Source organism: Zobellia alginiliquefaciens, assembly GCF_029323795.1.
Taxonomy (GTDB): domain Bacteria; phylum Bacteroidota; class Bacteroidia; order Flavobacteriales; family Flavobacteriaceae; genus Zobellia; species Zobellia alginiliquefaciens.
This window is the reverse complement of the sequence record NZ_CP119758.1, coordinates 4,219,161-4,242,892: the sequence shown is the minus strand read 5'-3', so window position 1 is coordinate 4,242,892 and position 23,732 is coordinate 4,219,161. Positions and strand designations below refer to the sequence as shown.

The following is a 23,732-nucleotide window of genomic DNA, read 5'->3' as shown; positions in this document are numbered from 1 at the left end:
ATGAGAAACATACAACAGCTTTTTATTTACGCTACCATTTCCATTATACTTTCCGCCTGCAAATCCGATACAAAAGAAGAAACCAAGGAAATCAAAATTGCTAAGACAGAAATTAAAGGTGACTGCCCTAAATATATTCTGGATAACAAGAAGAACAACCTGAACATTAGTGTGTTTTTAGACCTATCGGATAGAATAACACAGCCAAAAACCATTCAAAAAGACACCGAGTATTTAAAGAGTGTTTCTAAGGCGTTTACATCTCACGTAAAGACAAAAAAATTGATATTCTTACAAGATCAAATGCAATTGTATTTCAATCCCGAACCTACTAATGATGCCATTAATGCTATAGCAGAAAAACTCCATATAGAGTTCGATAAAAATTCGCCAAAAGCTAAAATTACTGAAACGGAAGAATTATATGCTGGCCAACCTGCCGAAATATATAATCTTGCATTAGCAGATGCTAAAAACCCGAAAGATTTTCCCGGTTCAGATATATGGCAATTTTTCAAGTACAATGTTAAAGATTACACCATTAGCAATTGTCATAGAAATATTCTAGTGATTCTCACGGATGGCTATATGTATCATGAAAACAGCCAAATTAAAGAAGGGAACTTAAGCTCGTATTTAACTCCAAAATCATTGCATCGTCTTCCTTTATCTAATTCAAAGTGGGAGACCACACTCAATGAAAAAGGATATGGTTTTATTAAGGCAAATGAGAATCTTGAAGACTTAGAAGTATTGGTTATTGGTGTTGAAAGCTTAAACCCTAAGAACCCATATGCTATTGATGTTATGCGGGCCTATTGGACCAATTGGTTCAATGAAATGGGTATTCAAAAATTTAAAATTCAGAATGCAGATCTAGCTTCAAGTGTTGAAAAGGTCATTGAGGGTTTTGTGAACCCATGAAATAATTAACCCTAGTAGTCATTTTGTAAAAGATAGTATATCATTTTTCTTATACTAATAAGTATATTTAAGGTTCGTATATAAGTATCACGACAGTTATCATTTAAGATGACCACAACCAATAAAAAATGACCCAAGAAAATATAAAGAAATTAGAAATCGAACTTTGGGACGCAGCCGATGATCTTAGAGCAAATTCTAAACTAACTGCTGCCGAATATAAAGACCCATTATTAGGTTTGGTATTACTGCGTTTTGCCCAAAATAGGTTTGAAGATGCAAAAATAGAAGTAGAAAAAAAACTGCCTATTAACCCAAGAACGGGTAAAAAACGAGAGGCAAATAAAGGGGATTACGCAGGCGCTGGCGCTATGTTTATTGCCGAAAAAGCAAAGTATGATTATTTAGCCGATTTACCTGAAGGCGAAAACATAGCCGAAGCCATTAACAATGCCATGAAGCTTATTGAAGCCGAATATCCAGATTTAGAAGGTATTCTACCAAAAAGCTATCAAGAATTTGATGATAAACTATTGCGAGACTTGGTACGTGTATTTAACAAAGACGCTGTAAAAAATGCCAAAGGCGATGTGTTTGGACGTATTTATGAGTTTTTCTTAATGAAATTCTCTATGCAAGGCGCAGGTGCGCAAGAAGGCGGAGAGTTCTTTACACCACCATCTTTAGTTAACCTCATTGTTAACTTTATACAACCAGACCATGGTATAGTACACGATCCTGCTTGTGGTTCTGGTGGTATGTTTGTACAAACTGCGCACTTTATAACAGACCATGAAAACAAAAATGTTAACGAAGCCATAACCGTTTATGGTACGGAGCTAAAAAGCAACAACACACGTTTAGCAAAAATGAACCTTGCCATTCATGGCATAGAAGGTAAAATTGTAGAGAGCAATAGCTTTTACTCTAACCCACATAACCTAACAGGTAAGTGCGATTTTGTAATGGCTAACCCCCCATTTAATGTGGATAAAATTGATGCTAAAAATAAGTTTCTAGCAGATGATGATCGTTTACCATTTGGTGCACCATTAACAGGAAAAGGTACCATAAGCAATGGAAACTATTTATGGATGCAATATTTTCATTCGTATTTGAATGAAACAGGAAGAGCTGGTTTTGTTATGGCAAGTTCTGCAACTGATGCTGGAAATGCGGAAAAATTAATACGCCAAAAACTTATAGAATCTGGTGATGTAGAATGTATTGTAGCCATTAGCAACAATTTCTTCTACACACGTAGTTTACCATGTCACGTTTGGTTTTTTAATAAAGGGAAAAAGAAAGAAAACAAGGATAAGGTCTTAATGATAGATGCTCGTAACACCTTTAACAAAGTAAGCACCACCATTAACGACTTTAGCGATGAGCACCTAGAAGGCTTAACTGCTTTAATGAATGCCTTTAGAGGAGACGATTTAGGTGTAAGCAAAGGCAATACTTGGTTTAACAAAAACTTCCCTAAAGGAACTTACCAAGACATAGAAGGTTTATGCAACATAGCCACACTAGAAGAAATAGCAGAACAAGATTACAGCCTAACACCAGGACGCTACGTTGGTGTGAAGATTGATATTGATATGGATTTTGACTACAAGAGTAGAATGACCGAAATACATACTGAACTAGCAGAACTTAATACCGAAGCCAATAGTTTAATGGAGCAAATTCAATCTGTGAAATTATGATGGAAAGTTGGAAAGAGGAATTGTTAGGTAATTTATTGGAGATTAAATCTAGTAAAAGAATATTTCTTTCTGATTACGTAGAAAAAGGTATTCCCTTTTTTAGGTCAAAAGAAATTATTGAGTCATTTAAAGGTCAAGATATAAGCCTTGAACTATTTATTGAAAAAGACAAATACCTCAAGATTAAAGAAAAATATGGTGTTCCACAACTAGGAGATATTTTAATAACATCAGTGGGAAGTATTGGAGTCCCTTATTTAGTAAAAAATGAAGAACCATTTTATTTTAAGGATGGTAATTTGATATGGATAAAATTTAATAAAAGTAAAAACAAAACTTTATCCAAATTTCTTTATTATTTTATTGTTAGTCCTTATGGTCAGGCCAAATTAGATTCAGTTTTAATAGGTTCATCCCAAAAAGCTTTAACAATTTCAGGGTTGAGAAAAATAAAAATCAATCTTCCACCATTAAAAACCCAACGCAAAATAGCATCCATCTTATCGGGTTATGATGATTTAATAGAAATCAATCTAAAACGCATAAATTTATTAGAAGAGCAAGCACAACAAACCTACGAAGAGTGGTTTGTACGTTTTAAATTTCCTGGTTATGAGGATGTGGAGACTGATAAGGAAAGTGGTTTGCCAGTTGGGTGGGAGAAGAAAAAGATTCAAGATGTGATAGAAGTAGGTAGAGGGAGTTCGCCAAGACCAATTTCAAATCAAAAATATTTTGAAGGAGGAACTATTCCTTGGTTAAAAATAGCAGATGCGACTTCTTCACATATTTATATTTATGAAACCAAACTCTATGTTAATGAATATGGAGCATCTTTTAGTAGAAAATTACCAAAAGGTTCTATAGTTGTTGCTGCTAGTGGGACTTTAGGTTTTCCAATGATTTTAGGTGTTGAAGCTTGTATTCATGATGGTTGGTTATATTTTAAAGGAATAGATGATAAATTAAAAGAATATTTTTATTTCAGCTTTATAGGTTTAAAATCATACTTCGAGAGTATTTCTTATGGAGCAGCAATTCAAAATATTAACACAGGAATTGTTCGTCAATCACCTTTTATTGTGCCTTCCGAAGATATTTCTATAAAATTCAAAACGTTTGCCTCTAAAGTATTTGAAAGTATATCAAATCTTCAAAACCAAAATCAACACTTAAAAGAAGCACGCGATATTTTGTTGCCACGTTTAATGAGTGGGATGATAGATGTTGATGGTTTGGAGGTAGAAACCAATAAAACAGAGCTAATTAATTAATACTTATGACCGAAGAAATACAAACACTAAAAGCACGCTTTCTTGAAATAGAAAATATTTTTGAAGAAGGAAACGAAGACCACCAACTCATATATGATTTAGAAGAAAAAATTCAAGAGGTTTTTCATCAAGTTTTTAAAGAGGAAGATGAAAAACAAATTAACAAATTAGATAAACTTGTAAAAGAATTTAAACAAGAGAATGATTTTTACGATGCAGAAGGAGAATTAGACAGCATGTTTCCTGATAGACACGATGAAGATTTTGATGATGATTCTATGTCTTATGATAGTGTGTTTGGTGATGAATAATTAAACTAATTGTTAAAAAAAATACATAATATTTTACTGACACGTTGTGATAACTGCTATTGCAGGTATTAACAATTTAGAAATAGACGAGAATTAGCTAATGATTGCAGTAGAAATAATAAGAGTATTTATAATGAAGTTGTTTCGTTAAACAAACAAAACTATAATGGCAGTTATTCAAAAATATATAGCATTTTTAAGAGAATATAATAAGTTACTTGAAAGAGGATCTAAAAATGTATTGCGTTTAAAAAATACTTTATGGAAAGAAGAAATTGAAGAATCTGACATCGTTGTTAAGAATGTTTTTGAAAGTCTGTTTGCTGTTGATGTAGAAGAAACTAATACTAATATACTTCTAGATGTACGCCGCCCATTACCTAAAAATGATGGACTAGATGAAGATGAAGAAACTTTTGAAGAAAAATTTAACAGAGAGGCGTATTCATATTTTTATCAAGCAGCAAGAGATACTGCAAAAAACAGTAGTTTAGAGTTTGTGTACTCTTTTGGTTTGTTTCATCTTAAAATAGGTGAATCAATGGTAAAAGTTCATCTTTTTCATATTCCACTTTCTGCAATTATATCAGGCAGTAAAGTCGTTTTTAAACTAGATACCATTGAAGATCCGTATATAGACGCTTTTTTTCTAAATAATCCACAAATAGATAGAAATCAGCTTTTAAAAATAATAAATGCTTTTGAAACAGGTATTGATGAATTAGGTGTCGCTTTTTTAAAAACAGCAGCTTTTAAAAAAATAATTAGTAACGATGTTTTAGCATTACACCCAAGTCTGGTTTATGACCCCAACCACTCAAAACCAATAGACACCCTAACTAAAAATTTTGTAAAGTTTGCACCATGTTTTATTCTAAGACATAAGCGACCACGTCATTTTCAAAAACTAATGGATAAAATCATTGACTTCTCTGAGGGAAACAATGTTAGTCCACCTGTTCTAGACATTTTATTAGGGCAAAAAAATAATTTATCGCAAGGCGATTCTCATTATTTTGCAAATATCTATGAGTCTATAAAAGATAAATTTACAAGTTTAGATGCTTCAGATTTTGAAGAGTTTTTTCCTTTACCTTATAATAGAGAACAATTAGATATTTATAAAAATTACAATACACACCAATTATCTGTCGTAACCGGACCACCTGGAACAGGAAAATCTCACAGTATTGTAAATTTACTTTGCGCTATGTTAGCAGAAGGTAAACGTATACTTATTACGGCAAAGACAGACAAAGCTCTAGAATCATTATTGGACAAAATTCCTTATCAATTTAATGGGTTGGTAATGGCTGATATTAAACAACAAAATCAATCGGAATATACTTTATCCAACAGCATAAGTAATATCAGGCAACTCTTATTAAATAGTAACATTTATGACCTTAATGCAGATCTAGAAAAACTAAACAAAACCAAAAAAAATTATAATTCAGAAAAAAAGATTCTTGCAAAACTTCTACGGCAAGAGTATACCTCTATAAATATTCCATATTTTGAAAGAGACTTTAGTATTTATGAGTTATACACCTTTGTTGATGAGCGAAAAACGAATTGGGAGTATATAAAAGATACTGTTAATGATCAAACGTTATCAAATTCTGACCAAATTAATAGGGCTTTAAAAAAGTACATAGAATTACAACCAGTAACCAAAAAAAAATCATCGATAAATTTTGAAGAAACTTTTAAACTTTTAGATTTAGTTGATTTTGATAGATTTGATAATTTATCAGATAATTTTAGAGGTAAACTGGAAACCTTAAAAGTATCAAGCCTAAAAGAATTTAATTTTGAAAGGGCTAGTTTAATACCAAAAACTCTAAATAACTTTAAGGATAAAGACTTAATAAGTGAGAATAAAGAATTACTTGATTCTTTGCTTAAAAAGCGTGCTATTATTGAAGAAATAGTAGAAGATTATCAGATAAATAGATCTGCCCAAGAAATTAAATTAAACAGTGCCAAATACGCTAGAGACATCTCTACGTACTTAGCTCTCTTACCAGAGGGAAAAGACACCCTTTCATTTTTTCAAAAAAAACTCAACTCACTTTACAAAGATGTTAAGTATATAGATCAAATTTCTATAAATGATGTGTTCTCTAATAATAGGAAGACATTGATGAAGTTTAGAGTCTTTTTAAACACTTTCTCCAACCTAAATGAACTTATAGAGTTACTGTCTGAAAATAACTTTATTGACTATGCCCTAAAAGAACAATGTAGTTTAAAAGAAATGCAAAGTGCAGCAAAAAAGGGTATTATAAAAGTTGATATGAATTTAGAGTTATTAAACAAATTAAATTCAGATGATATAATTGAGTTTAAAAAAACATATGAGTTAACTCATGCCAAGTGTGAAAAAATTACAAATACTGCAAAAGAATTAATTTCTGTTTTTGAAGAAGCTAATAGAATAAAACAAGAAAAAGATAAAGTAGGTGATGCTATAATAAATACTCAAAAAATAATTTCAACTATAGGAATCAGTTTACTTAACAAAAAAGAAAATATAGTAGAGGTAAAAAACAAATTACAAGAATTAGAAAGCGCGCATCTAGCGCATCAAGAATCCGCAAAAGCAAAAACAGTTCTAAAAGAATTTATACCGCAAACCCTAAAAACTTTAAGTACTAATTCAACAAAAGTTTTAGAGGGCATAAACAAAGATTCTTTTCACTTGAAATATGGTGCCCAATTAGTTGAAGATGCAACATCAATTGATCTTCAAAAAACAAGTGAAAGACTACGCTACCTTACAGATGTTATTAAGAATTCCAAAGCAGACATTTTAAGCGGTTTGGCTAAAGAAAATTTTAAAAAGCGCTTTAACCAACAAGAAAAAAATGACTTCATCAATTTGCTTTCAAATTTTGAACATGAATTCAAACAAAGTAAAAGAGGTATTGCAGATAAAGATAAATTTAGAAGAAATGCCCAACAAACGGCGAAAGCAATTGCGCCGAATATATCGTGTTGGGTAATGAAATTTGATGACGTTTTAAAAACTGTAGATTCAGCCCCAGAAGTTTTTGATTGCATAATTACAGATGAAGCTAGTCAACTTAACTTTAACAGTATACTACTTGGCTATTATGGCAAAAAGATGATTGTTGTAGGTGATGAAAAACAAACATCGCCAGAAGATGTATCAATTACTAATGAAGCATTTGACTCTCTTAGAAAGGACCATCTTAATTTTATGGGACCAAAAGCGATAAATATAAGAGCAGATGCTAGCTTATTTTCATTAGCAAATTTAGTTTCTGGTTCTACAAGCCAAATGCTTAGAGAACACTTTAGGTGTGTACCTGAATTAATTGATTTTTCAAAAAAGCACTTTTATGAAAACAAATTAATCCCTTTAAAGGTAATTAGTGCCAATAGACTTACCCCTAAAAAAAGATTATTTATTAAAAATGCAAACTATGATAATAAAATAGTTAAAGAAGAAATAAGAGCTATCGCCACAAAGCTCCGTGAGTTGATTGAAGACCCCACATATGCTAATAAAACTATCGGTGTTGTAAGTTTAGGGCTTGCAAATCATACCCGAGAGTTGAAAACAATTTTAGAAGATTTATCTATTAAAAAGCTAGAAAAACACAATATTATAATAGATAGCCCAGCACAATTTCAAGGTGATGAAAGAGATGTAATATTGGTTTCTTTAGGCGTAGCAAATACTGTAAATAGCGATAACTCAATTAGTGCTCCAGGTTCAATAGTTGATAATATAGATCAAAATCTTACTTCTAAACTTAGAGGTATTAATGTTGGTTTAAGTAGAGCTAAAGAGCAGATGATACTATTTCATTCTATTAAATTAGATGAATTGAAAACAACAGATTTTCGAAGAAAAATTATCTCGTTTTTTGATGAAGAATTTAGTCCTGTTAAACCAATAGAACTACCACCAAATCTAGAAAAAAAACTTAGAATTCCTGAAAACAGACCAAAGCCATTTGATAGTTGGTTTGAATATGATGTAGCGAGTTTACTTTTTGAAAAGGGCTATCAATTTATCTTGCCTCAATATCAAATCAAGAAAAAAGAACTATTTCATAATGCACGTTTAGGAAAAGAAACCTATGTACATTTTATTTTAGATCTCGTTGTTTATAATAACGGTACACCCTTAGCAATTGAATGTGACGGCGATATATATCATTCTTCAATAGAAGATGTTGCCTACGATATTGAGCGCCAAGAGTTTTTAGAAAGAATAGGTTGGAAAATTCATAGAATCACATACTCTAGTTTTAGAATTGACCCCGAAGGTGAACTAGAAAAGCTTATCACTTTTATTGAGAGAAATTCACAAAGACAAATTGAAGTTCTTCCGGAGTTTGATGAAGAAGAAGATGAAGAAGAAATTGAATCCATTGAATCTGTTGAATCTGTTGAAGAAGAAAAGGAAGTAGTCATTGAGGAAACGATTAACAAGCAATATGCAAGTAAACCCAAATTGAAAGAGGATGTTACACAAGACTTGTTTTCTATGGATTATTCTGAATTAGAGAAGACAAGCGCAACTATTGTAGCAGTAAACAGTAAGTGTAAAATTACAATGCTTGATATGCAAAACAAAATACAGGAAGTCTTATTAATGGATATCCCAAGAAATCAACAACCCATAAGCCGAGATGGGATTCGGGTACTGTCAATACATAGTGATTTGGGTAAGTTATTGTTAGGTAACCAAGAAGGTGATTTATTGAAATTTGCAGAGCGGGATCAAAGAGTTAAAATTAATAAGGTTTATTAATTCACCTTTTAGCATTCTTGAAATAACATCGCAATATTTTATAACCACGTTTAATGAGTGGTAATTTGGAGGTTAGAGATTTTATGGGATGGTCGCAGAAGGGAATGCAAAATATAATTAATAATGGAGAGCAAACTAGATTTTATTACAAAAGACTTAATTGATAAAGCGGCTCTAGAGATAGATAAAAATGGCGTTCCTTCTAAAAGAAAAGGTACAGGGTATGCAATTTCAATAAAAGGTACAAACTACCCTTTTAAATTATTGGTTACAGAGGCAGCAAAATTAGCAGACATTAATTTGACTTTAAAAGATTTTAATAGCAAAACAAACTATAGAACTCATCTTGAAAAAGTAACTGGATATTCTGTAGTTGCTTTTAAAGATAACTACTTGAAAGATTTAATCAATAAATACAAAAAGCACTTAGTAAAAGTAGGTTTAGAAGAAGAAGTTTATAAATGGCATTTATTAAATCAATATAAGGGCAGACCAAACACAAGGGCTGTTAATTTTACAGAAGAAATAAAAGAAATAAATTTTGCGAATCTTATTTACCCTGTTGGTGTTGGTGTAATAAACCATTTAGCAAAAGATGCTGCAGAGGCATACCGAGAATGTTTTAATGTTTTGTTTGATGAATCACGGTCATTAGAAGAAAGGGTCCAATATTTTGATGCAGAAACTTTAAGAATTTACAGAACATTTGTGCCAGAAAAACGTTTTTCTCATCATCATGATGAACGTACAATGGCGACTTTTCTAACCTATTACAATCCAGAAAAATATACTTTTTATAAAAATTCATTTTATAAAAAGTATTGTGATTTAGTAGGTGTAAAATCAAAAAAGAAAGGTGAAAAATATGTCCATTATTTACACCTAATTGAAGATTTAATTGATAACTATATTAAAAAGGATAAAGAACTAATTTATTTGTTTCAAAAAAATTTACCAAATGAGGCTTTTAATGATGTACACTTTAAAATTCTCGCCCAAGACATTCTTTATCAAGGTTTAGACAAAGAATTTGGAAACAAAAAAAGATATTGGAGAATAGGGACTAAAGATGACAATACAAGTTATTGGGAAACTATGAAAACCAACAATAAAATATGCATTGGTTGGTCTGAGATAGGAGATTTAAATGAAACTGAAGTTAAATCAAAAAAAGATATTATAAAACTGCTAAAAAACAAAGGGTTTTATCAACATGACAATAGAACCATAAGTAGAAAAGCGGGCGAAATTTTCAATTTTTATGATATTAATGTTGGAGATGTTATTCTGGCTCAAGATGGTGCACAAGTATTAGGTATTGGTATTGTTTCTGATGAATATGTATATGAAGGCGTAGATAATTTTTCTCATCAAAAGCAAACCGATTGGAAAATTATTAATCCAGATTTCACTAATGATGTTGGACTTATGACAACGGTTTATGAGCTTTCAACAATCGGATTAAAAAAACAAATTGATGATTTCCTTTATAGCAAGCAAACATCATTAAATACAAAAAACAATTATATGGAGTTACCTTTAAATCAAATCCTTTTTGGACCTCCAGGAACAGGAAAAACATATCATACTACAAATAAGGCAATAGAAATTGTAAATCCACAATTTAACCTTCAACAAGATCGTAAAGAGGTAAAAAAGGAATACGATAAGTTAGTAAAAGAAAATCGTATCGTGTTTACAACTTTTCATCAAAGCATGAATTATGAAGATTTTATTGAAGGTATAAAACCTCAAAATCCTGAAGAAGACGTGGACTTTTTGAAGTATGACGTTGAATCTGGTATATTTAAAAAAGCCTGTGCTCACGCTGCATATGCTTGTTATAAAGAATTAATCAATTCTAATCAAGCATCAGAGCATTACACTTTTGATGATTTGTATGAAGCATTTATAAGCCATGTTACATCATTAATTGATAACAACACTCCTCCAATTTATAAAACATTAAGAGGGAACGAAGTTGAAATTAAAGAAATCAACAGGAATAACTCAATTATTGCAAGAGCTAAAGACTCTATTGCAAATAGGTCAGCCCCATTAACAAAAGAGAATATTCAAAAATTATACGACACATTCAAGTCAATTAATCAGATTAATAACTTAAGCCAAGTTAAGGATGCGGTTCAAATTACAACTAGGATAACTGAATTTTACGCGGTGTTTGGAGGTCTAAAGAATTTCGAGGAGAAAGTTTTCAATCCAGATTCACAATTAATAAAAGAATCAAAGGAAGTAGACACCTTAGATGAAAATGAAATTATAAAAAAATTTAATAGCGGCGTATTTAGAGAAGCAACTAATAAATTAGGTGATTCAGCACCTCCGATTGTTATTATAATAGATGAAATTAACAGAGGTAACGTCTCTCAAATTTTTGGAGAACTTATTACATTAATTGAAAGAGATAAACGATTGGGTCATAAAGAAGCTTTACAAGTTACATTACCCTATAGCAAAGATTCTTTTGGAGTGCCGCCAAATTTATATATTATTGGCACTATGAATACTGCTGACAGAAGTGTGGAAGCTCTAGATACAGCTTTGCGCAGACGTTTTTCGTTTGAAGAAATGCCACCTAATTATGCTTTAAATGAACTAGATTATTCTGTATTTAATTACAAAGTTTCAGGAATTCTTAAAACTATTAATAATCGTATTGAAAAGCTATTAGATAAAGATCATGCAATTGGTCACTCCTTTTTTATTATAGAAAAAGAGAAGAATCGTGAAAAAGAAATAATCAAAGCGTTTTATAAAAACATTATTCCGCTTTTACAGGAATACTTCTTTGGTGATTATGGAAAAATAGGATTGGTCTTAGGAAAAGGTTTTATTAAACTTATAAATTGGGATAAAAATACTGATGGTTTCGCCGATTTCGATCATGATAGTACTAGCGATTTTGAAGAGCGGGAAGTTTATGAAATTATCGATTATAGAAATGAAAATCATAACTATTTAGTAAGAGTAAAGAATAATGAAATTGAGATGACTTTTGATAAAGCCATTAAACTATTAATGAAAGATACTATTGTGTAATCAAGATAATCATATTGTTGTTTTTGAACATGAAGCACTTCGTTTTGATAAAGGAGAAAAACGGATAAGTAAGCCACAATTTGATGCACTTCAGAAATATTATGGCTCAGGTGTACCCTATTTTAAATTAATTTATAATGGAGTTCAATTCAATGAATATGTTGGGGTTATTCAAATAGGTAAAACTACTATTGAAGTTTTACCAAAAGCGGACAAGAATTCAAATTCGACAATAGAAGAAAACAAATGGCGTGATATCTTAATTGGTATGATGCGTTCAGTTGGTAGTTTTAATATAAAATCTACAAGCTCAAGTAATTTAAAAATAAAGCCTAATTCAATACTCGATTTATATTTTGAAATGTTTATAAATGAGGTTGAATATATTCTACATTCAGGCTTAATAAAGAAGTATAGAAAAAAAAAAGGTAATGTTCTTGCATTAAAAGGTAGTTTACAATTTAATAAACATATTCAATATAATTTAACACATCAGGAAAGGTTTTATGTTAGCCATACAACATATGATGTTGTGCACCAATTGCATATTATTTTATACCAGGCAATTCAACTTATCAAACAAATAAACAGTAATACATCATTACATAGTAGAATTGGGTCTTTGTTATTGAATTTTCCAGAAATGCCAAATATTAAAGTAACAGAATCTACTTTTAACAAATTAATATTCAACAGAAAAACGGAGCACTATAAAAAAGGAATTGAAATAGCCAAACTATTGTTATTGCAATATCATCCAGACATAAGCAAAGGTAGAAATAATGTTTTAGCGTTAATGTTTGATATGAATATGCTTTGGGAGAAATTCATATTTAAGAGTTTACTAAAATATAAAAATAGTCAGTCTCGCATTACAGCACAAACATCTAAATACTTTTGGAAGCCAGAAAAAGGAAATCGGTCTAAAATGAAACCTGATATTTGGATAGAAAATGATGGAGAAAGTATTATTCTAGATACAAAGTGGAAAAATTTGAATGGATATAATCCATCTCCTGATGATTTAAGGCAGATGTATGTTTACCATGAATATTATAAAGCTCAAAAAGTTGCTTTAGTTTACCCGGGAGTTAAGAATGAAAAACGAAATGGATTGTTTTTAGATCCTGTTTCTAGTAATCCAATAGATAAAGAATGTGGTGTCATTACTATTGAAGTAGATAACAATATAAAGAAATGGCAAGAAAACATAAGTGAGCAATTTAATGACTGGCTTAATTAATTTTAATTAGAACTATGAGCTACGAATATTCTGAAGATGCTTTAATAGAACAAGCCACCCAAGATGTATTACAAGAACTAGGTTGGTCTGTAGTTACAGCTTGGCACAATGAATCTTTTGGTGAGAAAGGGTTGTTAGGCAGAGAAAACAAAAATGAAATTGTTCTTACACGGCATGTATTTTCTGCACTTAAAAAGCTAAACCCCAATCATCCTGAAACTGCTTACGAGCAAGCTATTGAACTGATTAGTCAAAATGTAGCAGATCAAACTTTAGGTAGGATTAATAAAGACAAAAGTAATATCCTTAGAAATGGCGTACCTGTTAGCTATACCAACGATAAAGGTGAATTCATAAAGACCAAACTAAAGGTTTTTGATTTTAACAACCCTACTAATAATGAATTCTTCGCCGTACGGCAATTAGAAGTTTTAGGTGAACTTTATTTAAGAAGACCAGATGTTGTTGGTTTTGTAAATGGTATTCCCCTTGTATTATTTGAGCTTAAAGCGCACCATCAAGAATTACGGCATGCGTATTCAGACAATTTAAAAGATTATAAAGATGCCATTCCACAGTTATTTCATAATAATGCATTTATAATTTTAAGTAATGGCACAGATGCTAAAGTAGGCACCGTCACCAGTAAATACAAGTACTTTCTAGATTGGAAACGTATAGAAGAAGATGAAGAAGGCGAGGTTAGTTTAGACACTATGCTACGCGGTACATGTGACAAAAAACGTCTCATGGATATTTTTGAGAACTTCTTGTTATTTGATGATTCAGGGGGAGATGTAGTGAAACTTATGGCTAAAAACCACCAATATATTGGTGTAAATAAGGTTATCGACAATGTACATAATATTGAAGACCTAGAAGGTAAACTCGGTGTTTTCTGGCATACCCAAGGCAGTGGAAAGTCATACTCAATGGTCTTTTTATGCGAAAAAATTCACAGAAAACTTGGTGGCTCGTACACCTTCTTAATTGCTGTAGATCGTACTGAGCTAGAGAATCAATTATATGATACTTTTTCAGGGGTTGGTGTGGTCAACGATAAAAATGTAATTGCAGGCAAAAAGAAAGGAACTACTGGTCGTGAACACCTTCGACAGTTACTATCAGAAAATCATCGCTATGTTTTTACCTTAATTCATAAGTTTTCTATTGATCCAAAACTAGAAACTGAATACCCACTTATTACAGAACGTAAAAATGTAATTGTAATTAGTGATGAAGCTCACAGGACACAATCGGGTACCTATGCTAGGAATATGCGTTTTCATGGTTTACCCAATGCATCATATTTAGGTTTTACAGGTACGCCAATTATAAAAGAGGAAGAAGAACTAACCAAGAATATATTTGGTGAATATGTATCGGTCTATGATTTTAAAAGGGCAATCGAAGATCAGGCTACCCTACCCTTGCGCTATTTAAATAGAGGTGAAAAATTAGATATAATAAACCCTGATCTAGATGAAAAAATGGCCGAGGTTTTTGAAAATGAAGACTTAGATGATGACCAAAAGAAAAAATTAGAATATCTATTTAATAGAGACTACCCTATTTTAACCTCGCAACCTCGTTTAGAAGCTATCGCAAAAGATTTAGTTTGGCACTTTAACGAACGTGGCTATCAAGGTAAAGCTATGTATGTAGCATTAGACAAGCCAACAGCTATTAAAATGTATGAATTAGCAGTTGCATATTGGCCAAAGTATTTAGAAGAATTAAATCAGCGAATTAAAAATGCCGACGATGAACAAGAAGCTCAAGAATTAAGAAGAAAATACAATAAGGTTAAAGAAACAGAAATTTGCGTTGTAGTTAGTAGTGAGCAAAATGAGTTAGATAAATTCCGTAAAATGAATTTAGATATTGAAGTTCACCGTCGTAAAATGGTGGAACGAAATCTAGAAAAGGAATTTAAAGATGAAGACAACCCTTTTAGATTAGCATTTGTTTGCGCTATGTGGATTACTGGTTTTGATGCTCCTTGTGTCTCCACCGTTTATTTAGACAAGCCAATTAAAGGGCATACCCTAATGCAAACCATAGCTAGGGCTAACAGAGTTTACGACGATGAAAAGGAAAATGGATTAATAGTAGATTATGGTAATGTTTACAAGCAATTAGAAAAAGCCTACTCTGTATACGGTGAAGGAGGGAAATCTGGTCCAGAAGGCAAGCCAATTGATCCTTTAGAGGATTTGGTGAAAGAGCTGAAGCAGGCGATTAAAGATGTAAAGGCATATTTAAAAGAACTTGATTTTTCGCTACAAGAGCTTAAAGAAGTGAAACCCATGTCTAAAATTGCAAAACTAAAAGATGCTACCGATGCTGTTTGTTTGAATGAAACTACAAGAACCACATTCGAAATGATGGCTCGGAATGTATTTAGAAAGTATAAAGCGTTATTTCCTTCAGAAGAACTAAAACCACATGTTACAAATTTTAATGCAATAGAGGCTATTTACACTGCACTAAATCAGAATGTAAAATCTGCTGACGTCACACAAATTATTATGGATCTACAGGCGATAGTTAGTGACAGTGTAGTCATTCAAGATACTATTTTAAAAGAAGGTGATGAAGATGTATATGTAGATTTATCATCCTTGGATTTTGATAAATTAAGAGCTGCTTTTTCAAAAACTCCTCGTAAAAATACACTCGTTTTTAACCTACAAGATGCAATTGAAAAGAGGTTAAAACAAATGGTTAATGAAAATCCGCTTCGAGTCAAATTCTATGATAAATATAGAGAAATCATAGAAGCTTATAATAAAGGAAAAGATTTAGAAGACACCATCAGAACATTTGACAAGTTAAATGAATTCATTAAAGACTTATCATTTGAAGAACAACGAGTTGTAAGAGAAAAACTTAGCAATCAAGAAGCTTTAGCAATATTTGATTTACTTAAAGAGGGGAAGCAATTATCTGATAAAGAATTAAAAGAAGTAAAAAAAGTAGCTGTAAAAACACTTGATATTCTAAAGGCAGAAAAACTTAGCATAGATAAATGGAGAGAAAGTAGGCAGATAAAAGCACAAGTCAAAAGTACTATCTACGATAACTTACTGTACCTACCACAAGAATCTTACTCTGATGAAGAAGTAGGTATTAAAACTGCCAATGTATATCAACATATTTACTCTAACTACTATGGTGCCGGTAGGAGTGTTTATCAAAGTTAACGTTCTCACAACTGTGTGTAATTAAAAAATACGAAGTAAATAAAAAGCAAATACTTCTCTATACAAAAAAGCCGGCTCCAATAAATTGGAAGTCGGCTTTTCTACTAAACATCCCTTTCATTATGGTGTCCAATTAAAAGTCACATAAGAGACATTAGCATGTGTAGTTGACCTAAAAATATAGGTTGAAAAATACCCTCTGATAGTTCTATCTGAAGTTACCATTCTTATCCCATAGGCACAGTCTATATCCGCTCCAATAGCTGGCATATCAACAGATGCCAACAAACTGCCATTTCCTGGGTTGGTGGCTCCTATAATACCATTTGTGTCTAAGGGAGTACCTTCATCATATTCATTAATCGCAGGAGTAATACCTACTCCACTTGAGGCTAGATTTCCACCGAAAAGCAATAGAGAATAGGCATTGAAATGTGCATCCTTGAAATTACCATAAACGTACACTTTTTCTGCTCCTTTATATTTTCCGCATTTTTTAATAATACCGGCTTCATTTTTAACGGTAACCCCTTGTTGTGGTATGGTAGCATCTACAAATTCAAAGTGCTCTGGTCTCTGATTATCCAAAAACACGGTAACCTGACATGAAGCACCTACAATTGGTACTTTTGATGTACCTGCAAGTTCTATTCGTAAGATATGCTGTCCTGTTCTTGTACCACTACTCCAATTGGCTAAAGGTGTATCACTATAGTTTCCTAAATCCGTATTGTAATTGTTTACAGAGAACCATCCATCTGCATCTGGTGTTCTTTCCGCTACAGTCAAGAAACCTGTTCTATACTTCCTTTTGGTCAATACCGTATTCCAGGTGGCTCCATTATCATCACTAAAGCGCATACGATAATATACCGCTGTAGCATTATTAATACTACCCCAAATGGCTATGGTGGCGCCAAAAGGACGGTCAAATATCGATGGTGAAAAGGTTGAATCATCAATAACCTTACGTGCATACCCTTGGCTATTAATATCTTCAACCAACACTTTATTTACATGTTGAATCTCACATTTATCATTTACACTGCCATATGGTCTAACCTGTATACGACACTCTTTAACATTACCCCAAGACGGTCTATACGTATGACTTGTGGGAGCAATCTCCCAACTTAAAATAGCACGAACCCGAATGATATTTTCTTCTTTACAACGCTTTAATTTTTTAGCCATATCCCGAACCCGAAGATTAACGGCATACATTAACGGATTAACATCTCTAGGAATATCATGTGCCTTAAAGAACTTTGTACCTTCATGTTGGTAACCCAGACCATCTCCCCAATTCACATAAAAAGCTACATACTCCTCACTGCCCGTTGAGCATAAATTCCCTTTATAACCATTTTGCTTTTTAATCGCTACCGTAGCTTCTAGCGTGTCTCTTTCTGGGTATAGCCCCACACAAGTTAACTCCTCATAATTGGTGTTATAATTAAAAGGCTTTACAGGAAGCAACCATTTTGGGTCTATTAATTTTGGCTTGAACTTTTCTAAAATTTCAGGAGGCAACATATAGATTTGTTCAACTGCGGATTGAAAATTATCCTTATCCGCCATTGCTGCATAAAAATTAGGGTTTTTAAGAATATTATCCTTAAAATCCACACGCTCCTTTTCAAGTCCCTTCTTATTATAGTCCAGTGAACTTTGTAATGACTCGATCAGTTCTTTTTTGGAAACCTGAAGATCACTGTATGACTTCACTAAGCTTATATCACTAAATTTATCGGTAAGTATATCCCAAGATTTTTTGATAGGATCGATCTGTACCCACGCATCTTTAATATTTCCCCAAGTGGGAATATAATTTGGCCCCATAGGTGGCGTATTCCAGCTTAATATGGCTCTAACCTTAACCAAGTAGGGTGTTTTACAGCTCTTCTTTTCAAAGTCTACAAACTGCTTAACCGCATAGCACAAAGGCCCTTTACGAACAGTACCTAAGCTATGCGTGTTTACCGAAACCGCAGGGCCTACAGATTGAAAACCTGAACCGTAATCCACATAAAAGGATACATATTCCTTACTCCCATCCGAACAGAGGTTACCGCCAAATCCGTATGGAAGTTTAACTTTAAAGACCGCTTCCAATTCATCCGTTTCAGGATACAGTCCTATACACTCCAATTCTTCATACTTTGTATCTCCTTTCTTTGGGGTGATAATTGGAGGAATTTTAGGAAGCTTTAATTTTTCATAAGCCCCAAAATAGTTGGGATTTAGTTTTACAATAGAATTAAACTGAAATCTCGTAAAATCGTAAGATACCGCTTCCATTACGGATTCCGGAAGCTTAATTTCTATTTGGTCTAATGCTCCACTTGTTTCAAAAATATTGGACTCATGAACATACATGAGATTTCCCTTTTTATTTAAAACCTGCAGATGCGCACTTTCAATTTGTGTGTCTTTTTTTTCTGTTAGCACTTCTATTTTAAACCTTCCGTCCTTATCGGTTCTATTCGATTTGACCATACTGAATTTAAGTAGATTTGCATCTACCAATTCTACGGTCAACCCTTCTAACGAGCACCCCTCTTTTTCACAGGTTACCCTACCATAAAGCATTTGCCTTGATAATGATTCTTCCATTACATTTTCATTTTATAGATTATTAATTATTCTAGCACAAAGGACTTTTGAGTCTAATGACTTTTATTTTTCTCAAAAGGTTACAAGAGGGAATAATTGGGAGAAAGTAATGTTCAAGTATTGTAGTGTGTACTTGTTTTATAAAGAAGATGGTCGGTCAGATAATTTCCGATACTCAAAACGCATGAGAAATTATCACGCCCCAAATATATTATGATTGTAGTTTTGAGTATGCGTTAATTTGTATAGCCAGTGGTGATTTTTGTGTGAATCGTATTATTTTTTTGGTTTGGCCACCAGAATGAAATAGTATGGTTGATGGGTTTCTTATCTGCCATATATTATTAAAGCCCCCCCCTTCAAAGCGATGAAATAGGAGTTAAATAATATGGTGATTGTAGTTAAAAAGTACTTTTAATAGGGTACTATAAAAGGAATGTATGGTTATGACGGAAAATATATTGTGGTTCATTTTAATAATAGCCACCATACACATGGTGGAGCTTCAACCATGTCCATATGGTTGTTTTTAACCAAAAAAGAGCAACAGTTTCCTGTTGCTCTTTTTCACTACTCAACTAACTCAACTAACTATATTATTTAAATAGCATATCACGCACCATTAATTTCGCATCGGTTTTTGGGTATTGAGTCTCTTATTGAAATCATTCAATACCAGTTTTAACTCTTCTAATACCTCTCTCATAAATCAAGATGAAGATTAAGCATACCTATTTAGGTTTAAAATTTGAGATTAATTTTCTTTATAAAAGACCTCATCGCTTTGCCTGTATCCTATTCTATGAGCTACTGTTACAATTTGCTCATCAACATTTATAGGAAAAGGATTGGTATATACTTTCCACTCTCCAGCCCTATCTTCTTTTTCAGTCAAAATTTGATAGCCTATTGATGCACCTTCGGTCGCACTACTTATTACAACCTTTCCGTTTTCATATTTAACTACAGGATTAATCGTTTTAGGTTGTTCTCCGGAAGGCCATATAGATTCTACATATTCTTTTTCGGTCATTAGACCCTTATCGTTCACTTCTCCCATCCACCGATTACACTCTGCTCTAAGTTCTTTTAGTTTATCCTCAAATTCAGGTTTGTCCGCTAGATTATTAAGTTCATACGGATCATTATATGTATCAAATAATTCTTCGGGAACCTTTTTTTTCCGGAACCACTGTGCTTGATTTTCATTAAGTTCTCCATTATCCCGCATTCGTAGTAACTCTTGCATAATAGGCATTTGCTCTCGAAAGGCTACGGGCAAATAATACCCCTGTTCAGTTTTAAAATTCTTCAAATATTTAAAGCGATTGTCACGAACCGCTCTAATCATATCGTATTGTTTATCAAACCGGTCTGCTGCCCCATATACATATTGTCTCTTTTCTTTTACTTCAAATTCACCAGCAAAGGCTCTACCGTCAAGATTCCCGGGTGGCTGAATTCCCGCCAAAGACATCAAAGTGGGCTTAAAATCAACAAAACTTATCAAACGATTATCAACTGTTCCTGCATTCTTTTTTTCCGGATAGCGTATTATCAATGGCAATTTCATTCCCGAATCATACAATAGACGCTTTTGCCGTGGTAAGGGCCCGCCATGGTCGGCATACCAGAATATAACCGTATTGTCCAATAAGCCGTCCTCTTCCAACTGAGCCAGTATTTCCCCTACTTGATGGTCCATTTCTTTAATATTGGAATACATTCTCCTGACATCGGTCCTCCCTATTTCATTGTCCGGTAAATAGGGCGGTACCGGTACATCTAAATCTGCATCGACCCAAAGCGAGTCTTTGGCCTTCGCCCATATTTGGGATTCATGTGTAACCCCCAGATTGAATATCGAGAAAAATGGCTGATTTGGCCCCCGGTTTCTCCAATGAGCTTTTTTACTACTTTCGTCCCATGCTGTGACAGGTGCCATAAATTGATAATCCTCCTTACTGTTATTGGAACAATAATAACCTTCAAGTCTTAAATGTTCACTGTGCATCTTTATATCGGCAGGAGGCATTGCACCATAAGGTTGAATTACTTCTGGCAAGAATTTTCTATTCCCCCTAGTTCTCATGTGGTGCGCGCCGATATGGTTCTGGTACATACCCGTGGCAATTGCAGCCCTACTAGGCGCACAGACACCAGATGGTGAATATACATTCGTATATCTAACACCTTCCGCAGCTAACCGGCTAATATTGGGCGTAACCACTGTGGAGTCGCCAAACGATGGCAATACCGGACTTAAATCTTCGGCCACTATCCAGAGTATATTAGGTGGCTGATCTACGGCAATTTTTGTCGGGACCCGCTCTTTCTTTAGATTAATACAACCGAATAGGCACAATAGACCAAAAATTAGGATACCAAAGTTTTTCATAGTATATGTTATTTTAATTATTAAAACCACTTCTTGAATTCAAGAGCTCTCCCCCGCTTTGAACGCCCGGCATTTCTCCCCTGACATTCAAATTATTTTCTATTTTTTTACCCCCGTCCCGAGTGTACCAATCCTTTGTCAGATTCTCGGGGATATTATCTCCCGTATCCTCTTTCCATTTTTGTAAATGCCTTTTGAGTTTCCCCTGAACGTTCAGGTACGCTTTACGGTCGATGATATTATCGAGTTGCAACGGGTCGTTTTTGACAGCATACAGCTCCTCCGATGGTCTCGGTGTCAAGAACACGTCATATTGGGCACTGGTCAAAGCGTTATTTTGGTTTTGCTCCTGCAGCGACCTGAAGGAAGAGCTGTTAAGGGCATCGGCAGGACCTTGGTTCGGAAACTGTGGTCTGGAATTAAGAATGTAGATGAAATCTTTGGTCCTTACCATACGCTCATGGGCCTCATGGTCGTGCCAATTGTGTTCGGCAAAGGCATAGGTCCTAAAATCCTTGGATGGATCTTTGAAGAGTGTTTTAAAACTTTTTCCCTGAAAAGTTTTGGGCACCGCCACATTGCAGGCATCTAAAATCGTAGGGGCCAGGTCAACGCTACTGATCAGGCTATTGCTAGTGCCTTTCAACAACCCCTTGGGCCAGTGTGCGATAAAGGGCGTCTTCATTCCCGAGTCGTACATTCTTGTCTTGTCCCTGGGAAACGGGCGGCCATTGTCGGCCATTATAAATATCAGGGTATTTTCATAGACACCTTGCTCCTTTAGAGATTCTACGACCATGCCGATATGGTGGTCGAACCGCTTGATCTCATCATAATACCGCGCCAGATCAGTGCGGGTACTGTCGTTATCGACCAAGGTCGGAGGAACATCTATTTGTTCGATCCCGTGGGTGTTGGAGAAACTGTTCTCGCCCCATACTCTGTGGGCGTCATACGCAGCGAACCAAAAGAAAAAAGGCTTGTTTTTGTACCTTTCTTCAATAGAAGGAACCCACATGTTCTCTCCTCCGTCCCCGTTTACTTGCCTCTTCTCATAAATTTTATCGAACCCCTTACGCAACAATTTGCCCATATGCCATTTGCCCGCTTGACCGGTGTAGTAACCATTGGCCTTTAAACTAGAAGCTATCGACCCGAAATCCACTTTTGGCTCCGTATGAAGTTCTGCTGCCCCCGTATTATGTGGATAACGCCCGGTCATAATGCTTATTCGACTGGGACTGCACGAACTTGCGGTCAAAATCGCATTGTCGAATCTCATTCCGTTTGCCGCCAACGCATCGATATTCGGTGTATCGACGAACGTATTTCCGTAACACCCAAAATCGTTCCAGCTGACGTCATCAGCCATGAATACGATGATGTTCGGGTTATCGTTTGTAATGGAAGTGCTCAACCCTTGTGTATAAGCTATAGGCTGAAAAACAAAATAGATTAGAGTGAAAAATACGGCCGTTAAGTTTATTCTTTTCATGTAAATAATTGTTCGTCTAATTGTTCATTGGTTAATCTTAGATGTGCTAGTTCACCTGTTTTTGTAGTCTCAATAAATGATGCCACTTCTTTGTCAAACGACTGGATTTCCCGGTACTAGACAATTACATCTTTCCTAATTTCTTCAATATTCAGAAGGTACAAAGGAACCTTTATATCGTCTAAAGCTATGTTTCGTTTATTCAAACTATTCGTATCATAAGGCCTATGCAGATTTCTGATACTGAACCAGTACATCCATGGTTTACCCTTTCAGCTAGCATCATAAAATTCCTTGAAAGAGTCAAGCCTCTCTCCTCAGCATTATGTAGTCAACTACTTACCGTTGCATTACCAGGTCCCTCAATTTTACTTCCGTGCCCATTTTACAATCCGACTCTTACATTAATTTTGAGTAGACTTTTATCTTTGGGAAGCTGCTCCAAAGATTAGCAGCTTCCTTTAATTTCCATAGATGTTGCCCCGTTAGTATCGCTGCTCAACAAAGTGAACAAGTGGGTGCCGCAAAGGACATTTGTAAAAAGAACACCCTCCTTGGCTACCTGATATAATTCAGGTCTTTCGAGTACTCGGTTTCCGTAGCAACCAAAATTGATTGTCAGACATTAAAATAGAATGTTCGTTCTTTTACCTACTTGCATCAAGGAGTGTTCATTTAGTCACTGTTCATACCTTAGAAGGCAA

General features: G+C 33.9%; 11 protein-coding genes. 8 read left to right on the top strand and 3 right to left on the bottom strand.

The genetic code is table 11. The features are described 5' to 3' along the window. From P0077_RS17275 to P0077_RS17240, 8 genes are all read left to right on the top strand, one after another. Positions 1-924 carry a hypothetical protein gene (locus tag P0077_RS17275; protein WP_276166457.1) on the top strand — a complete coding sequence of 308 codons (924 nt, stop codon included), beginning with the start codon at positions 1-3 and terminating at the stop codon, positions 922-924. A gap of 128 nt (positions 925-1,052) precedes the next feature. Next, a complete protein-coding gene (locus tag P0077_RS17270; protein WP_276166456.1) occupies positions 1,053-2,633 on the top strand; it encodes a type I restriction-modification system subunit M in 1,581 nt (526 codons plus the stop codon). Continuing rightward, positions 2,630-3,907: a restriction endonuclease subunit S gene (locus P0077_RS17265; RefSeq protein WP_276166455.1), complete on the top strand. Its 1,278-nt coding sequence runs from the start codon at positions 2,630-2,632 to the stop codon at positions 3,905-3,907. The genes P0077_RS17270 and P0077_RS17265 overlap by 4 nt, the downstream gene beginning before the upstream one ends. 5 nt (positions 3,908-3,912) lie before the next feature. Further along, the gene (locus tag P0077_RS17260) at positions 3,913-4,218 is read left to right on the top strand and encodes a hypothetical protein (protein ID WP_276166454.1); all 306 of its coding nucleotides are present in this window, start codon (positions 3,913-3,915) and stop codon (positions 4,216-4,218) included. Positions 4,219-4,384: 166 nt separating this feature from the next. Then, complete coding sequence (locus tag P0077_RS17255) at positions 4,385-9,010, top strand: AAA domain-containing protein (protein ID WP_276166453.1); 4,626 nt, start codon at positions 4,385-4,387, stop codon at positions 9,008-9,010. A 123-nt stretch (positions 9,011-9,133) separates the two neighbouring features. After that, complete coding sequence (locus P0077_RS17250; protein WP_276166452.1) at positions 9,134-12,070, top strand: AAA family ATPase; 2,937 nt, start codon at positions 9,134-9,136, stop codon at positions 12,068-12,070. Continuing rightward, positions 12,063-13,313, top strand: a complete 1,251-nt coding sequence (locus P0077_RS17245; RefSeq protein WP_276166451.1) for an McrC family protein — start codon at positions 12,063-12,065, stop codon at positions 13,311-13,313. The genes P0077_RS17250 and P0077_RS17245 overlap by 8 nt, the downstream gene beginning before the upstream one ends. 14 nt (positions 13,314-13,327) lie before the next feature. Beyond that, positions 13,328-16,519, top strand: a complete 3,192-nt coding sequence (locus tag P0077_RS17240; RefSeq protein WP_276166450.1) for a type I restriction endonuclease subunit R — start codon at positions 13,328-13,330, stop codon at positions 16,517-16,519. 120 nt (positions 16,520-16,639) lie between these two features. On the opposite strand, the gene P0077_RS17235 is transcribed toward P0077_RS17240, so the two are convergent. The 3 genes from P0077_RS17235 to P0077_RS17225 all read right to left on the bottom strand — a co-directional run bounded on the left by P0077_RS17235 (position 16,640) and on the right by P0077_RS17225 (position 23,028). Beyond that, positions 16,640-19,135 carry a hypothetical protein gene (locus tag P0077_RS17235; protein WP_276166449.1) on the bottom strand — a complete coding sequence of 832 codons (2,496 nt, stop codon included), beginning with the start codon at positions 19,133-19,135 and terminating at the stop codon, positions 16,640-16,642. 754 nt (positions 19,136-19,889) lie between these two features. Next, entirely contained in the window at positions 19,890-21,533 is a 1,644-nt protein-coding gene (locus P0077_RS17230; protein ID WP_276166448.1) for a sulfatase family protein, read from the bottom strand. 13 nt (positions 21,534-21,546) lie between these two features. Continuing rightward, on the bottom strand, positions 21,547-23,028 hold the full coding sequence (locus P0077_RS17225; RefSeq protein ID WP_276166447.1) for a sulfatase family protein: 1,482 nt from the start codon (positions 23,026-23,028) through the stop codon (positions 21,547-21,549). Between the last annotated feature and the right edge of the window lie 704 nt (positions 23,029-23,732).

Bases quoted from the DNA above. Each gene is read 5' to 3' on its own strand.
- P0077_RS17240 (WP_276166450.1), top strand. From the start codon at position 13,328: ATGAGCTACGAATATTCTGAAGATGCTTTAATAGAACAAGCCACCCAA.
- P0077_RS17255 (WP_276166453.1), top strand. From the start codon at position 4,385: ATGGCAGTTATTCAAAAATATATAGCATTTTTAAGAGAATATAATAAG.
- P0077_RS17225 (WP_276166447.1), bottom strand. From the start codon at position 23,028: ATGAAAAGAATAAACTTAACGGCCGTATTTTTCACTCTAATCTATTTT.
- P0077_RS17250 (WP_276166452.1), top strand. From the start codon at position 9,134: ATGGAGAGCAAACTAGATTTTATTACAAAAGACTTAATTGATAAAGCG.
- P0077_RS17265 (WP_276166455.1), top strand. From the start codon at position 2,630: ATGATGGAAAGTTGGAAAGAGGAATTGTTAGGTAATTTATTGGAGATT.
- P0077_RS17230 (WP_276166448.1), bottom strand. From the start codon at position 21,533: ATGAAAAACTTTGGTATCCTAATTTTTGGTCTATTGTGCCTATTCGGT.
- P0077_RS17270 (WP_276166456.1), top strand. From the start codon at position 1,053: ATGACCCAAGAAAATATAAAGAAATTAGAAATCGAACTTTGGGACGCA.
- P0077_RS17260 (WP_276166454.1), top strand. From the start codon at position 3,913: ATGACCGAAGAAATACAAACACTAAAAGCACGCTTTCTTGAAATAGAA.
- P0077_RS17275 (WP_276166457.1), top strand. From the start codon at position 1: ATGAGAAACATACAACAGCTTTTTATTTACGCTACCATTTCCATTATA.
- P0077_RS17235 (WP_276166449.1), bottom strand. From the start codon at position 19,135: ATGGAAGAATCATTATCAAGGCAAATGCTTTATGGTAGGGTAACCTGT.